The organism is Picosynechococcus sp. PCC 7003 (genome assembly GCF_001693255.1).
In the GTDB taxonomy this organism is placed as follows: domain Bacteria; phylum Cyanobacteriota; class Cyanobacteriia; order Cyanobacteriales; family MRBY01; genus MRBY01.
Genome location: NZ_CP016474.1, coordinates 952,136 through 966,761 on the forward strand (window position 1 = coordinate 952,136; position 14,626 = coordinate 966,761).

Here is a 14,626-nt window from a genome sequence, read left to right on the forward strand (position 1 = left end):
ACTCTTCATTTCACAGCTAAAACTCTTGATGATTTCCCAGTCTTTTAAGTCTTTATTTACGGGCATCATATTTCTAAAAAAGAGCCAAAACAATGGCTTGTCCTTAGGCCAATCAGGAACAATTTTTAACTAACTTCTCTCACTACAAAATTAAAAAGCCTAAGGTTAAATAAATTAAAAAAGCACTGGGAATCGTCCCAGTGCCGTTGTTTTATTAGATTATTAAAACCAAAATCCCAGTGATATTTTAGACCTACGGGTGGAATAAAAGATCAGGGAAGAAACGGTTGAACTCAATTAATAGTCCAGCCGTAAAAACCATCATTGCGGTCAACAGCACCGGCGCTGAAGATAAGAACTTATCCATTTATTTACTCCAAAAAGAATGATAAATACTTAAAAATGAAACCCTAGCGAGGAGAGATGGGGACATCCGCATCCTTCACGACTAGCTCACCGGAAGTAAATTCTTTCAGAGCAGCCAAAGGCCAAGCAAAACCAGCCAACATCAAACTAAACGCCCGGGGGACATTGATGATGATTTCTTGCATTGCCGCATCCTTTTCATCACGGACTGCGATCAGATAAGAGCGACCAGCCCAGCCGATCCAACCAGCAATGTAGAGAAAGAGAATACTTGGAATTAAAAATTCACCGGCATGATCAAGACGGCCATCCACGATGAGGTGGGGCAAACCTTCGGGGCCACAGAGGGCTTCAGAGTAAGCCGCGGCACGGTTTTGACCGGAATTCGGGTCTGCGGTGGTGTTGCGGAAGTTCTTTGCTCTTTGTTTATAAGCGGCGGACTCACTACAGGGGGTTAAGTGAGACAAAGAATCTGCTTTCACGGGGGAAGCAAAACCCAGCCACAAAGTTAAAGAGAGAGCAAAGGCGCAAACAACAGCTACGAAACGTTGCATAAGTTTGTTTCCTTTTGTTACAAAATAATTAAGTTTTTTGTACAAAAGATACGCCAATCCATTTGTACTTTGGAAGCAATATTACTGTGACCAGCGTATCGAGTAAAGGCAAAAAAGGTTAAAGTTGTTAACTTAAATCTAAGTTATACCGATATATGAGCATTGTTTTAGCAATCGAAACAAGTTGTGATGAAACTGCCGTTGCAATTGTTAATAATCGTAAAGTTCTTGGCAATGTGGTTGCTTCGCAAATCGATATTCATCGGGAATTTGGCGGCGTTGTGCCGGAGGTGGCATCACGGCACCATTTAGAAAGTATCAATGCTTGTATTGACACGGCCTTTGAGCAGTCGGGGTTGGACTGGTCTGAAATTGAGGCGATCGCCACCACCTGTGCACCGGGATTGGTGGGGGCTTTGTTGGTGGGGGCCGCCGCCGGAAAAACCCTGGCCATGGTGCACCAAAAGCCTTTTATCGGCGTACATCACCTAGAGGGGCACATTTACGCCAGCTATCTCAGCCAACCGGAGCTAGAACCGCCCTTTCTCTGCCTCTTAGTTTCTGGGGGCCACACAAGTTTTATTGAAGTGCGCGGTTGCGGGGAGTATGAACTGCTGGGGGAAACCCGCGATGATGCGGCCGGAGAAGCCTTTGATAAGGTGGCGCGGCTGTTGAAAGTGGGTTATCCAGGCGGCCCGGTGATCGATCGCCTGGCCAAGGAAGGTGATCCCCAAGCTTTTAAGTTGCCAGAGGGGAGAATTTCTTTGCCAGGCGGCGGCTATCATCCCTATGACTGTAGTTTTAGTGGTCTAAAAACGGCAGTTTTGCGCTTAGTGCAGCAGTTTGAAACGGAGGGAAAAGATGTTCCGGTAGAAGATATTGCGGCCAGCTTTCAGTACACTGTTGCCCAGGCTTTAACGAAACGAGCGGTGCGCTGTGCAGGCGATCGCCAATTACAAACGATTGTGGTCGGCGGTGGCGTGGCAGCAAACAGCGGTTTACGGCAGATTTTGACGGCAGCAGCGGCGGAAGCCGGAATTCGGGTTTATTTCCCGCCCCTCAAGTTCTGTACGGATAATGCAGCAATGATCGCCTGTGCGGCGGCGGAACATTTCCAAAGGAGCGATCGCTCTCCGTTAGATTTACCTGTGGCCTCCCGTTTACCGATTACCCAAGTGCAAACTCTATACAGCTAACTCTTCTTATCTCCCTCCTCGGGAGGGGCTAGGGGAGGGTTATCCACTCCTTGACACCCCAAGGAAGAACACCCTCCGCCTTCGGCACCTCCCTCTAGGGAGGATTGTTAGGCGAAGACGGCGGTGCGGTTACCGTAGACCAAAACGCGATTTTGCAGATGGAGACGGACGGCGCGGGATAAAACAATGCGTTCTAAATCTTTGCCTTTACGGATTAGATCTTTTACGTCATCCCGGTGGCTGACCCGCACCACATCCTGCTCGATAATCGGCCCTTCGTCGAGATCCTGGGTGACATAGTGAGCCGTGGCACCAATAATTTTTACGCCCCGGTCGTAGGCGCGGTGGTACGGTTTCGCCCCCGCAAAGGCCGGTAAAAAAGAATGGTGGATATTGATCACCTGGTTAAACTTGCCCAGAAAATCAGGACTGAGCACCTGCATATATTTGGCGAGGATCACTAGATCGATGTTGTATTCCTGCAACAGGGCCAGTTGTTTCGCTTCTTGCTCCGCTTTGGTGGCCTTGGTGATCGGGATATGGTGAAAATCAATCTTAAATTGTTGGGCGATCGCCTCTAGTTCCTGGTGATTGCTGATAATCAGGGGGATCTCTGCCTTGAGTTCTTTTGCCTGTTGTCGCCAGAGGAGATCCAGCAAACAGTGATCCTGTTTGGTCACCCAAATGGCCAGCCGGGGGACTTGGTCAGAAAAATGTAGGCTGTAGGTTGCCCCCAAAGGTTTGGCGATCGCTCCAAAGGCGGGTTCAATCACCTCCCGTGGCAGGTTGAATCCGTCTAGCTCCCACTCGATGCGCGTTAGAAACAAACCAACGCTGAGATCCGTATGTTGATCTGCATGGATAATATTGCCGCCGTTGGCGTAAATAAAGTTGGCAATTTTCGCAACCAGACCTTGTTGATCCGGACAGGAAACTAGCAGAGTAGCAGTGGGCATTGCTTTTGTAGATTCTTAAAGGTTCGCAAAACTCCACTATTGTAAGGGTTTCGCCCTGAAAATAAACGGTGTAGCGAGAATCTCACGGAAAAATGACACAGACTTGGGCACAGGTACAGTACACCTTCCAACAAATTTGGGGCTATGACGACTTTCGGCCACCCCAGGATCAGATTATCCGCAGTTTACTCGCCGGACAGGATGCTCTCATTATCATGCCCACCGGTGGCGGCAAATCCATTTGTTTTCAACTGCCAGCAATTCTACAAACGGGCCTGACCCTGGTGGTTTCTCCCCTGGTGGCCCTCATGGAAAATCAGGTGCAAACTCTCCAGGAAAAACGTCTACCGGCCCGACTCCTCCACAGTCAGTTATCAAAATTGGAGCGGCGGCACACCCTGCAAGCGGTGGCGAAAAATCAGTTGCGCTTGCTGTATCTATCGCCAGAAACCCTTTTAAGTCCCCCAGTCTGGGAAATTTTGATTCAACCCCAGTTAAAGGTGAATGGTCTAATCCTCGATGAAGCCCATTGTTTGGTGCAGTGGGGAGATACCTTTCGTCCGGCCTATCGACGCTTGGGGGCCGTGCGTCCCGCCTTACTGCGCCACAAACCCAAGGGCAGCAAAATGGCGATCGCCGCCTTTACGGCCACCGCTGATCCCCAGGCCCAGAAGAGTATCAGCCAAACTCTGCAGCTCAAGAGTCCCAAAAAATTCGTTCAGAGTCCCTATCGCCCCAATTTACAGTTAGTGAGCCGCACCGTTTGGAGTCCCAAGGGCAAACGAGACCAATTGCACCGATTTATCCAAACGAATGCCAAGGCCTCGGGATTGATTTACGTCCGGTCGCGGCGGGAGGCGGAAACTCTAGCCATGACTCTGGGGCAACAAAATTATCAAACGGCGGCCTACCATGCGGGCCTTAGTCCAGGCGATCGCCGCCAACAGGAAAAAGACTGGCAAACGGGGCGCTTACAATTTGTCGTTTGTACCAATGCGTTTGGGATGGGCATTGATAAGGCCGATGTGCGCTGGATTCTTCACTACCATCCCCCCAGTCTTCTGGCTGAGTATCTCCAGGAAATTGGTCGCGCCGGTCGTGATGGCAAAAAAAGCACAGCCCTGAGTTTGATTAGCGAACCCACGGGCTTTTTAAACCCAGAGGATAAAAATCGCGCTCGCTTTTTTCAACAAAATCTCCAAAAACAGATCCGCGACGCCGCAAAATTGGCCCAGACCCTTCCTCTCCAGGGCAGCATTTTAGAGCTGGATCACCAGGCAGAATTAAGCCTAGGAATTTTACACAGCACTGGGCAACTCCGCTGGCGGGATCCGTTTACCTACGAACGTCAGCCAACCTTAGACCCTACCGCCTTTAGTCTTTTACAGCAGCAACAAATCCACGCTGTGCGACAGCTACAAACCTTTTGGCGACAAAAAAACTGCCGTTGGCAATTTTTAATCGACAGTTTTGGCTTCCATGACCAGGCCCAAGACTTCCGCTGTGGCCATTGCGATCGCTGTCAGAACTCTTCATGATCAATTGGGAAGGCGATCGCCTTTTTTTCAGTTACCAGGGAGAAACCCAATGTACGTTTTAATTGGTGGTGCCGGGATGATGGGGCGAGATCTCGCAAAAACCCTCCAACGGATGAACCATACCGTGGCGATCATTGACACCGATCCCACCGCCTGTCAGGATGCCCGCGAAAAAATTGGTGTCATGGCCTTTGAGGGGAGTGCCGTCAAAACCACCGTCCTCATCGAAGCTGGTATCCGCAAAGCCAATGCTGTCATTGCCACGCTCCGGGACGATGCCCTTAATCTGGCCTTGGTTACCCTCTGCAAACACTATGGTGTCCCGCAAATCATTGTCCGGATGCGCGATCGCGACTTTATTGAACCCTACAAACTCGCTGGGGCAACCCACATTATCAGCACCACAGAGCTGGCCCTCAATCGCGTGATCAATGCCATCGAATATCCCGAAGTAGATGCGATGATGCACTTTGAACAGGGTCAAATCGAAGTTTTAAAGCTCTCAATTCCCGAAAATTGCGCCATTGTTGGCCGGAGTGTGGCAGAACTGGCCCAGGATCATCGCTTTCCTGCTGGAACATTAGTGATCGGCTACCAAGCCCACCCCCACGAAGAACTACAAATCCCCAACGGCAGTACACTCCTAGAAAGCGGTTCGACGATCCTGGCTGTCACCAAACCAGAACTGGTCCACCAATTGGTGGACTTTATGGGGTTATGTGTTGTTTAGGGATCCCGCAAGGCGAGAATTTTTTGGTTCAACTCCTGTAAGTAGGGCCGGGCCGTCTCATCACTAATTAAGCCCTTGAGAATTGCCTCGTTAATGGCACTTTTTTCGGCGAGAAAGAGGCGATGGCGCAAGCCTTCTAAATAAGCTTGGTTCTCAAACTGGCTTAACTTTTGGGTGAGGCGTTGATTATAAAGTCCCCGTAACTCTTCCTCGGCGTTGGCAATGCGGGCTTGGTAACTGGCAAAGAGTTCTTCGTAGAGAAATTTCGGCAAACTGCCACTCTGCAACAGTTCTTTGAGTTCTTCCTGGGCAGATTTGGCAGCAATTAAGTTCAACTGAAGATTTTCGAGGTGTTGGCGGACCGGGGAAGGCTTGGCAAGTTGCAGCTTTTTTACGAACCAGGGCAAACTTAATCCTTGGCCAATGAGGGAAACCAGGACGGTACTAAACACGAGGGTAATCACCTGCGATCGCCCTTGGAGGGTTAGGGGTAAACCGAGGGCGAGGGCCATGGACAAAGATCCCTTCACATTGCCAAAAATCAAGACATGTTGCCAGCGGAGGGGCAGGGGACGGTCAAAAAATTTCAACACCGATAGGAGAGGATAAATCGAGCAGATCCGCCCAATTTGGTATGCCAATACTGCCAGAAGAGCCGCTGGAATTGTCTGTAAAAGTGATAAAGGGGCTACTTCAATGCCCACAAACAGAAAAATAAACGTATTCACCCCAAAACCCGCATATTCCCAGAAATTTAGCAACGTAATCGTCACGGAACCAGAGCATTCCCGCAGGGCCACATTGCCGATCAGCAGTCCCGCAATCAACACGGCGATCGCACTAGAAACCCCTAGAGCTTGACCAATTTGAAACGTCCCCAGAGAAACCGCCACCGTCAACAAAATATTACTAAGGGGATCATCCAATTGCCGGAATAAGCCAATGCACAAATAACCCAGTCCTAAACCCAGTAGGCCACCTCCCACAAAGGCAATGAGTACCTGCTCAACCCCTTCTCCGACGCTAAACGAGCCTTGTAGATGGATGGTCGTCACGATATTCAGCAGGACAAGGGCAATCCCATCGTTAAATAGACTTTCCCCTTCCACAATGGTCGCCAGTCGCCCCGGTACCGGCACCGTCCGAAACGCCGCAATGACTGACACCGTATCCGTAATTGTGAGGATCACGCCCACCGCACAGGCCGTTAGCCAAGCTAAATCTAAGCTGACTTTCAGGAAAAACGCAGTGATGGTCGCCGCCAAGAGCACCCCAGGACCGGCTAAAAGGGCGATCGGTTTAATGGTGCTGCGCAAACGACTAATATCGGTATTGATCGCTGCCTCAAAGATCAAAATCGGCAAAAATAAATTGAGAATGACTTCGGGATTCAGACCAATGGCATCGGAGAGAATTTGTTTGGGAATCAACAACCCTGCCAGCACCAGACCAATCACATAGGGAATTCTCAGCCAGCGGGTCACCAACGCCACGACTGTCGCTACCAATAGCAACAAAATCAGAGTATTCACTAAGCCGGTAAAGGCATTGGCCGGCAAAGAAACCGCTTGTCCGAACAGGAAGATGTGGCGCACAATGATCAGGGGAGGATTGGGCACGGTGGTGAGTTTCCTTGGCGAGAATAATCGGTTGCAACATCTTAAGGTAACGGCGATTGACAGAAATCGACAGGATTACACAAAATTTTTGATGCTGAGTGATGGGATATCGATATGGTGCGGGTAGTGATAACGGGCCTGGGTTTACGCTGTGCCCTGGGCGATCGCCTCCAGGCTTGGCAAAAACTACAACAAGGGGAAAGTGCGATCCAATTGCGGCAACCGTTTGGGGATTTACCCATCATTCCGGTGGCGATGTTGGGGAAAGAGCCAGTAGATTTAGAAGCACTGCGGCGATCGCTCGTTGAGGCGACCCTAACAGATGCTGGCCTAGAGCCCCCTTTAAAAAATTGCGGGATTGTGGTCGGTTCCAGTCGGGGCTTTCAGGGGCAGTGGGAAAGGCTCCGCTATGGCTATCAACGGGGAGATCAAAAAGATTTGGGCAATTGGTTAGCGTATTTACCCAACCAATTGGCGATCGCCTCGGCCCAGCAAGTTGGCTCCCAAGGGCCAGTTTTAGCACCGATGGGGGCCTGCACCACCGGATTATGGGCGATCGCCCAGGGCTTTGAACTGCTGCAACGGGGCGACTGTGATCAAGTATTGGTGGGGGCGGTGGAATCTCCCGTGACGCCCTTGAGTATTACGGGGTTCCAGAAAATGGGGGCTTTGGCGACGACGGGCTGTTTTCCCTTTGACCAACGGCGGGAAGGCTTGGTTTTAGGGGAAGGGGGGGCGATCTTTCTGCTCGAAACCCTAGAATCGGCCCAGCAACGGAACGCCAAAATCTACGGGGAAATCCTCGGTTGGAGTTTTACCTGTGATGCCCACCACATGAACGCGCCCCAGGGGAATCATCAGGCTGCGATCAAGGCGATCGCCCAATGTTTAGATCGTTCTGGCTTAAAACCGGAAGATATTGATCATATCCATCCCCACGGCACCAGCACCCGTTTAAATGACCAGGCCGAAGCAACGATTATCGAAACACTATTTCCGCACCGTCCTTGTGTCAGTGGCAGCAAAGGGGCAACGGGGCACATCCTCGGTGCGTCGGGGGCTTTGGGAGTTGCCTTCTCCGTATTAATGCTGCGGGAGCAACGGCTTTTTCCCTGCGTCGGCCTAGAACAGCCAGAATTTGCCTTGAATTTTGTCACGAAAGCCCAGGATTATTCCCTCCGAAATACTCTCTGTTTTAGCTTTGGGTTCGGTGGGCAAAATGGGGCGATCGCCCTTCAAAAATATTCTTAAGAAATCCAGAATTCATACATCAAACTAATCAAATTTTTGCAAACCATTCGGCATCAACATCAACTGACTCAATCAAATTTATTTTGACCCCTAAACCAAGTTCCTTTAGTCGTTGAATTAACTGCTCACCATCTATTAAATCAATGGGTGGTGCACCGTCACGAGTTGCTTCTTTGATTGCGTCTCTTGTAAAAGTTCCGGTTGTGATCATCAACCCTTTATCCGTTCTCCCTTGCATTGCGCCTCGGAAATCTCGAATTTGACTTGCCGTTACTGCACCTTGATAGCGCTTGCACTGAAAGAGAACGTGAAAACTCAGAAAGCCATTAATTCTTGCAATGCCAACTCCATCAATGCCGCCGTCTCCAGATTTACCCGTAACTTGTACTTGAATAAAACCAGACTCACGGAGCAAACGTTGAGTTAATCGCTCGAAGGCGGATGGATCCAGTGACAAAAGAATTTCGTGAAGCTGTTGATGCCAAGTTCCTTCATCTACATTTTCCGTAGTTTCAGTTGATTGGTTCGGTAAATCTATCGAAGCTTTATTCTTCTTGTCTACCTCTCGAACAAATTTGACAATTTCCTTAGCATCAAGTTCTTCAGCATTAATTGTCGTAGATGTTAGAGACCAAACTCCCCGTGCTGAATTCTCTAAAAGTCCGTATTTTTTTAGATAAGTCCGACTCCAAGCTAGTCTGTATTCGACTTCACTCTGAGACGTATTTCCATGCATGATTTCAAGGATTTGGTCGGATAAATTTAGGAGCTGAATGACTTGTTCATAGATTTCTTCAATGGTGCCAGAACCGCCTAATGTTTGCAGTGCTTTAACGGTAGGAATAAGCATGGCATCAAAAGTAGGGACTGGGGATGCTGAGTAATTCATAAAAGATGCGTACTAATTTTCGTGCACATAATCAACACCTTAAAGTTTAAGGGATTAAGTAGTATCTCAATTTTTGAAATCATGCCTTAATTGAGTTTAAATTCCTTCCAAAACATCGTCCGTAAGGTCGTAGAGATCACTCAGTTTTTGTAGTTTTTCATTGTCAGCTTCCCAGAAACCACGCCCATGGGCCTCCAACATTCGCCCAACAATGTTGCGAAAAGCTTCGGGGTTGGCCTCTCGCAACTTCTGCGCCATCGCTGCATCGAGGGCATAGGTCTCTGCGGCTTGGTCATAGACCCATTCATCCTGGAAATCGACTGTACCTCCCCAACCGATTAAAGCTGTCATCCGCTGGGAAATTTCGTAGGCTCCCCCGGAACCTTGATCCGCCATCGCCTCGGCCCATTTGGGGTTGAGCAGCTTAGAGCGATATTCCATGCGCAGGACTGATTCTAATTTGCGAGGCGTTGTATCTCTTGAGAAACTTTCCACAAAGCTGGCCGTAACCGTTTTGCCGCTGGCGTTTTCCGCTGCTTTTTTCAGACCCCCGGTATTGGCATAGTATTCCTGGATATCTGTTAGGCCATATTCCACGGAGTCAATTTCTTGCACAAGGCGATCGCCTGTTTGGAGTAATTTTTTCAGAACCTCTGGGCGAGCCTGACCCTTATCGTTGCGGCCATAGCTGTATTGATTGCGGCCTTCCCAGGTTTTCGCCAGTTCGTCACTGCTGTCCCAATTGCCTTCGACGACTTGATCATTAACTAGGGAGCCAAAATCCCCGGCGGGATTGGAAAACAAGCGAGCAGTAGTATTTTCGACCCCCTCGGCCTGGAGTTCGAGACTGTGCTTGCGGATGAAATTTTGGGCGGGATCTTCATCTGCTGTGGCGGCCCGTTGGAACAGATCATCGAGCAATTCAATAATGTTGACAAAGCTATCCCGGAAAATCCCCGACAGGTTCGCCAAAATATCGATGCGGGGGTGGCCGACGACCTCCAGGGGCAACAACCCATAGCGGACAATGCGCCCCGTGCCCTCCTTAATCGGTTCTGCGCCCACCAATTCCAGCAGAATGCCTAAAGATTCCCCCTTTGTTTTAATCGCATCTAAACCCCAGAGCATCACCGCCACCGTCTCTGGATAATTGCCCGTTTCTTCAAGGTGTTGCTGGATGATTTTTTTGCCAATTTCTCGACCTCGAGCATAGGCCGCCGGGGAAGGCATCCGGTAGGGATCGAGGGCATGGATATTCCGTCCGGTGGGTAAAACCCCCAGGCCATCCCGCAGCAAATCGCCTCCAGGGGCAGGGGGGATATATTCGCCGTTCAAACCCTTGAGCAAGTTGCTCATTTCTTCGTCCGTTTGCAACAGGCGATCGCCAATTTCCCGCGCTTCTTCTAAGAGTTCCGGTTGATCGCAAATAATTTCCTGCTCTCCCTGGGCCACCTTGGTGAGGACATTTTCCGAAAGGCGATCGCCAAAATAGGCCGCGAGATAACTGAAGATAATTTCCGGGCTTGGTTTTTCTCCGAGGACATGGAGGCCAGAGGAAAAGAGCCGTTGCTCTAGGGTTTGCAGGTATTCATAAATTTGGACGAAATAATTTTGCAGGGCGGTTTTACTGAATAAGGAAGCATTGTCGACCGTAAACGCGATCCCCTGTTCTTGCCCCACCGTAAACGGACAATCTTCCGGCAGACCCAGATCAACAATTTTCTGGATAATGTCGGGGCGGAGAGCATCATTTCTTTCTGGATCCTCGCGATATTCCCCGATCAAATCCCGCAGCACTAGCAATTCCTTGTACAAACCCGCCCGACCATAGGGGGGCACATTATGGGAAATCAGGGTGCCATAGCCGCGCCGCTTCGCCAAAATCGACTCCGAAGGGTTATTGGCCGCGTAAATGTACAAATTTGGCAGATTTCCCAACAAAATATCCGACCAAGAATAACTAGTATTCCCCAGGGGCGAACCAGGCAACCATTCCACCGTGCCATGCATTCCGAAATGAATCAGGGCATCGGCGCGAAACTCATTTTGGAGCCATTTATAAAAGGCGGCATATTGGGGATGGGGCGTGAGGTCTCTTTCAAACATTAACCGCATCGGGTCGCCAGAAATGCCCAGGGGCGGTTGCACGCCGATCCACACCTTCCCGAACTGGACACCCCCCACCTGACATTTGCCCCCAAAGGTTTTCAGGCCCGTATTCGTTAAACTTTGCCATTGTTTTTCAATTTTCTGCGTCAGGAGATAGCCCAGCCAGCGATCCATGGTTTTGAGATCGATATTTTCCAGGGTCTGCCGGGGCGCTAAAGTGGGATCCAAACGGTAGGCTTCGTCAGCGGCTTTCACCAAGCGAATAATTTCCTCGCCATCGTCCGGAAAATCCCCCACGTCATAACCCGCCGCCTGGAGTGATTTCAGGAGATTCACTAAACTTTTCGGCACATTTAACAAGGCCGCTGTGCCCGTTGCCCCATAGCCCGGCGGAAACCCATAAAGCAAAATAGCCAATTGGCGATCGCCTGGGGCAGTATTTTTAAGACGAATCCAATTTTTTAACCGTCCCGTGAGTCGTTTCACCCGTTCGGGGATCAAGTAAATGTCTTCACCGACGAGACCACCCAGGGGAATCGTATCAATCGCCCCATCCAGTTCCGGCAGGGCATAGAGCACCACACTTTGCAGACCGCCGATTCCTTGCCTGGTCCAGGAGTGGAGGTCTTGGATTAACAAGGGAGCTGCGACGAGGTAGGGAATATTTTTCGCTGTGAGGATACTTTTCGCCACCTCCACCTGCCGCCCCGCTTTCATGGAACCGGCCGGGCCACCCACCAGGGGAAAACCGATCGTCGAGACGATACCCTCAACCTTCACCGCATCGGCTTTAAGGGATTTAGTTGCCACCTGACCATGGAGCCTTTGGTGCTGTTCGTAGTCCGTCGTCAGCCAATCCCGGACGATCACATGGGCCTCGACACCGTTGATAAAAATCGGCAGGGGCACCAACCCATCGGCTTCAAATTTGCGGATCAGTTGGGGAATGTAGGGTTGCTTTGTGACAACATGCTTGCGGTAGAGGAGGACGGCAACGACGGGGTTTAATTTGTGCTCCGGAAAAGTGTGGCGATGCCAATCGAGATAAGCCTGGGGACTGAGGAAATAGCCATTATAGTCGGGATGGAGCAAGCCCAAATTTGGTGTTTCCACCACAGCGGGCAATTCTCCAATTTCTAAACCCAAATAATTTTCGGCGATCGCCCAGCACATGGCCGCTACATTGTCCGTCCCGCCGGCGTTCCAATAGCCATAGATAATCAGCCAATTGCGCAGATCCTGCACTTTTTTCGCAGGGATATATTTCAGTAACTTCGGCCCGGTCTTGAGGAAACTCAGGTAGCCCGCAAGTTTGTCTTCCTCTTTGCTGTTGGTAAATTTGCTCAGGATAAATTTAATCGGCTTCGGCATTCCCTTGGGTTGTTCACCGATGACGAACTTACCCAACCGCGTCAAGGCCATGAGTTCTAAGGCTGACTCAAACACAAGGCGCACCGGAATATTTTCCACCCGCTCCCGCAGCCAGATCACCTGGTCATAGTCAAAAATTAAGCTGGCAAAGAAAACATCCGCCTCTTCTAAGGCTTGGGCCACGGCCTCCGGTTGGCTAACCAAATCCCGATCATTAAAGGTCAACACCTCCAGCTCCGAACAACGGGCGATCGCCTTTTGGGCAGCATCCCGATACAAGCTGGCATTAAACGCTTCAAACCCGGTGATGATCACAATGCGCTTCATGGGAGCGGCCTTTACCTTCTGTTACACCGCGATCTTAGCAACTTTTTCTAAGGGGAAATATTAAGTCAACGCTTCCAATAGGGAGGTCAATTTTAACTGGACTTCAGCATATTCCCGTTCGGGCTGGGAACCCGCGACAATCCCGGCCCCACCGTAGAGTCTGGCATGGTTTCCTCGAATTAAAGCTGACCGAATCGCCACGATAAATTCACTATTACCCTGATTGTCGAGCCAACCGATGGGAGCAGCATAGAGGGTGCGGTCGAAGGTTTCTGCCTGACGAATCTCGGCACAGGCGATCGCCCTGGGGACGCCGGCCACCGCTGGTGTTGGGTGTAAGTGAGCAACCACCTCTAGGGGATGAATTTGCGGCGGTAGAGTGGCATGAATCGGTGTCCAGAGGTGCTGAATATTAGAAAGTTTAAGGAGTTTACGGGGGGCCGCCTGGGGATCGAGGCCGAGGCTCTGGAGTTGTCCCAACAGAAAATCTGCCACGGCCTGATGTTCTCGTTGTTCCTTTTCACTGTGGAGTAGGCTTTTGGCGAGGCGCTGGTCTGTAAGCAAAGATTCCCCCCGGGGTGCTGAACCGGCGAGGGCATCGGTTACTAGTTGTCCCTGTTGCACTGCCAGTAAGCGTTCTGGACTCGCCCCAATAAATGTGTCACCCCGCTGATTTCGCAGCGAAAATACGCAACAGTCCGGGTGGCGATCGCGTAGATTATCCAGGGCATGCACCACATCAAAGGCTTGATTGGCCGTGACATCAAGGGCGTGGGCTAGAACAATCTTACTGAGTTTGCCTTGGTCAATGAGTCGGAGTGCCCGCCGGACAGCCTGGGTAAATCCGGTTGAGGCGGTATAGACAGTGCCCCGAATTCCGATGGAGGGGACGAGTTCCTGGGGCAGAGTCGCGAGAAACTGTCGAAATTGTTGGGCTAGTTGACGTAACAGAGCACGCTGGTGGCGATCGCCATTGAGCACTAAAAAACAAGCCTGTTGGTGTTGCACCAGTTGCAGACGGGGAATGGTGACCAAGCCAGCCGGAAAAGGCGCTTCAGGGGTTTGGGTACTGAAAAATGTAAACCCACAGGAAAAGTAGGGAATTGGGATGTTGAGATTACGCTGAATTCTCTGTTGCCAATGGGTAATAAATTGCTGGGCTTGGTGAAAGCGCTCTTCTCCCTGGGGGACTAATTCGCTTAGGGTGCCAAAGTTGAGGATTGACCGTTGCTGTTGACGATTTTCCCAATAGAAGTGATTGAGGGAACTGGGCAGAATTTTTTCAATGGCCCGGAGCACCACCAGACTATCCACCGCCGGAATTTGAGTGATTTCGCTGAAAATTTCCCCAGATGGTGCGGGCGTTCTTTGGGTTAACCATTTTTGCCAGGTCGATGGGGACAGTTGACGCCGTTGGCAGGAAGTTCCCATTCCCTCCCCCAATGCCGAACCGTGACTTTGATCCGGCTCTAGGCGATCGCGCCAAAGCGTTTTTCCCACAATTCAGATCCCTCTAGGACGATGGACAACGAAAAACAAAGATGTGCAATCAGTCGATGGTGCAGTCACTCAGGCCAGCAATGATGTCTTCCCAGTGACCATTCGGCTGTAGCGGGCTACCACTCCAGAATTTTACAATCAAGACCTCAAGCTTATTTTATGTATGGTAACGAAACGCAGACTAACTTCATAGGTTCCGGGCTTGATTTGGCCCTGCTTT

The 14,626-nt window shown here is 50.4% G+C and carries 11 protein-coding genes; 4 read left to right on the plus strand and 7 right to left on the minus strand.

What is annotated here, in order from left to right:
* Positions 1–253 precede the first annotated feature (253 nt).
* Positions 254–367 carry a photosystem I reaction center subunit IX gene (gene psaJ, locus AWQ21_RS15850; RefSeq protein WP_012306636.1) on the minus strand — a complete coding sequence of 38 codons (114 nt, stop codon included), beginning with the start codon at positions 365–367 and terminating at the stop codon, positions 254–256.
* A 43-nt stretch (positions 368–410) separates the two neighbouring features.
* Entirely contained in the window at positions 411–920 is a 510-nt protein-coding gene (locus tag AWQ21_RS04595; protein WP_065713514.1) for a Photosystem I reaction center subunit III, read from the minus strand.
* A gap of 155 nt (positions 921–1,075) precedes the next feature.
* Between AWQ21_RS04595 and tsaD the strand changes: the two genes are divergently transcribed.
* Positions 1,076–2,116, plus strand: coding sequence for a tRNA (adenosine(37)-N6)-threonylcarbamoyltransferase complex transferase subunit TsaD (tsaD, locus tag AWQ21_RS04600; protein ID WP_065713515.1), 1,041 nt, complete (start codon positions 1,076–1,078; stop codon positions 2,114–2,116).
* Between the two features lie 107 nt (positions 2,117–2,223).
* On the opposite strand, the gene purU is transcribed toward tsaD, so the two are convergent.
* Positions 2,224–3,072 (minus strand): formyltetrahydrofolate deformylase, encoded by an 849-nt coding sequence (gene purU, locus AWQ21_RS04605; protein WP_065713516.1) that lies wholly within the window; start codon positions 3,070–3,072, stop codon positions 2,224–2,226.
* Between the two features lie 92 nt (positions 3,073–3,164).
* On the opposite strand from purU, the gene AWQ21_RS04610 reads away from it, so the two are divergent.
* The gene (locus AWQ21_RS04610; protein ID WP_065713517.1) at positions 3,165–4,610 is read left to right on the plus strand and encodes an ATP-dependent DNA helicase RecQ; all 1,446 of its coding nucleotides are present in this window, start codon (positions 3,165–3,167) and stop codon (positions 4,608–4,610) included.
* Entirely contained in the window at positions 4,552–5,340 is a 789-nt protein-coding gene (locus AWQ21_RS04615) for a potassium channel family protein (protein ID WP_397428174.1), read from the plus strand. The genes AWQ21_RS04610 and AWQ21_RS04615 overlap by 59 nt, the downstream gene beginning before the upstream one ends.
* On the opposite strand, the gene AWQ21_RS04620 is transcribed toward AWQ21_RS04615, so the two are convergent.
* Positions 5,337–6,959 carry a sodium:proton antiporter gene (locus AWQ21_RS04620; protein WP_157094696.1) on the minus strand — a complete coding sequence of 541 codons (1,623 nt, stop codon included), beginning with the start codon at positions 6,957–6,959 and terminating at the stop codon, positions 5,337–5,339. The two genes, AWQ21_RS04615 and AWQ21_RS04620, sit on opposite strands and share 4 nt — an antisense overlap.
* Before the next feature lie 117 nt (positions 6,960–7,076).
* Here AWQ21_RS04620 and AWQ21_RS04625 point away from each other — a divergent pair, with 117 nt between their 5' ends.
* The gene (locus tag AWQ21_RS04625) at positions 7,077–8,210 is read left to right on the plus strand and encodes a beta-ketoacyl-ACP synthase (protein WP_065715219.1); all 1,134 of its coding nucleotides are present in this window, start codon (positions 7,077–7,079) and stop codon (positions 8,208–8,210) included.
* A 28-nt stretch (positions 8,211–8,238) separates the two neighbouring features.
* On the opposite strand, the gene AWQ21_RS04630 is transcribed toward AWQ21_RS04625, so the two are convergent.
* From AWQ21_RS04630 to AWQ21_RS04640, 3 genes are all read right to left on the minus strand, one after another.
* On the minus strand, positions 8,239–9,099 hold the full coding sequence (locus AWQ21_RS04630; RefSeq protein WP_065713519.1) for a restriction endonuclease: 861 nt from the start codon (positions 9,097–9,099) through the stop codon (positions 8,239–8,241).
* Positions 9,100–9,195: 96 nt separating this feature from the next.
* Positions 9,196–12,906 (minus strand): magnesium chelatase subunit H, encoded by a 3,711-nt coding sequence (gene bchH / locus AWQ21_RS04635; protein ID WP_065713520.1) that lies wholly within the window; start codon positions 12,904–12,906, stop codon positions 9,196–9,198.
* Positions 12,907–12,966: 60 nt separating this feature from the next.
* Complete coding sequence (locus AWQ21_RS04640) at positions 12,967–14,406, minus strand: isochorismate synthase MenF (protein ID WP_232315067.1); 1,440 nt, start codon at positions 14,404–14,406, stop codon at positions 12,967–12,969.
* Between the last annotated feature and the right edge of the window lie 220 nt (positions 14,407–14,626).

What these genes read in the sequence shown, in the direction of transcription:
- psaJ (WP_012306636.1), bottom strand. Translation starts at nt 367, where the DNA reads ATGGATAAGTTCTTATCTTCAGCGCCGGTGCTGTTGACCGCAATGATG.
- AWQ21_RS04595 (WP_065713514.1), bottom strand. Translation starts at nt 920, where the DNA reads ATGCAACGTTTCGTAGCTGTTGTTTGCGCCTTTGCTCTCTCTTTAACT.
- tsaD (WP_065713515.1), top strand. Translation starts at nt 1,076, where the DNA reads ATGAGCATTGTTTTAGCAATCGAAACAAGTTGTGATGAAACTGCCGTT.
- purU (WP_065713516.1), bottom strand. Translation starts at nt 3,072, where the DNA reads ATGCCCACTGCTACTCTGCTAGTTTCCTGTCCGGATCAACAAGGTCTG.
- AWQ21_RS04610 (WP_065713517.1), top strand. Translation starts at nt 3,165, where the DNA reads ATGACACAGACTTGGGCACAGGTACAGTACACCTTCCAACAAATTTGG.
- AWQ21_RS04615 (WP_397428174.1), top strand. Translation starts at nt 4,552, where the DNA reads ATGACCAGGCCCAAGACTTCCGCTGTGGCCATTGCGATCGCTGTCAGA.
- AWQ21_RS04630 (WP_065713519.1), bottom strand. Translation starts at nt 9,099, where the DNA reads ATGAATTACTCAGCATCCCCAGTCCCTACTTTTGATGCCATGCTTATT.
- bchH (WP_065713520.1), bottom strand. Translation starts at nt 12,906, where the DNA reads ATGAAGCGCATTGTGATCATCACCGGGTTTGAAGCGTTTAATGCCAGC.